General features: G+C 48.0%; 2 tRNA genes. Both read right to left on the minus strand.

Annotated elements, in window-relative coordinates:
* Positions 1 to 62: 62 nt before the first annotated feature.
* Positions 63 to 138: transfer RNA gene (locus tag V756_RS0107750), tRNA-Ala, on the minus strand.
* Between the two features lie 11 nt (positions 139 to 149).
* A tRNA-Ile gene (locus tag V756_RS0107755) sits at positions 150 to 226 on the minus strand.
* Positions 227 to 298 lie beyond the last annotated feature (72 nt).

Genomic DNA, 298 nt, shown 5'->3' on the forward strand with positions numbered 1-298 from the left:
TGATATCTTGTCTTACTAATTGAATGTGATGTCTACTGTTATCTAGTTTTCAAAGAACACGTTGGTGGAGCCTAGCGGGATCGAACCGCTGACCTCCTGCGTGCAAAGCAGGCGCTCTCCCAGCTGAGCTAAGGCCCCGTTATTTAAGATGGTGGGCCTGAGTGGACTCGAACCACCGACCTCACGCTTATCAGGCGTGCGCTCTAACCAGCTGAGCTACAGGCCCATCTTAACTTATTTAAGGAACAAAGTTCCTTCAAAACTAAACAAGACAGGGAACGTTCTGTTTATAAGACCC

The organism is Bacillus tequilensis KCTC 13622, from assembly GCF_000507145.1.
GTDB lineage: Bacteria > Bacillota > Bacilli > Bacillales > Bacillaceae > Bacillus > Bacillus tequilensis.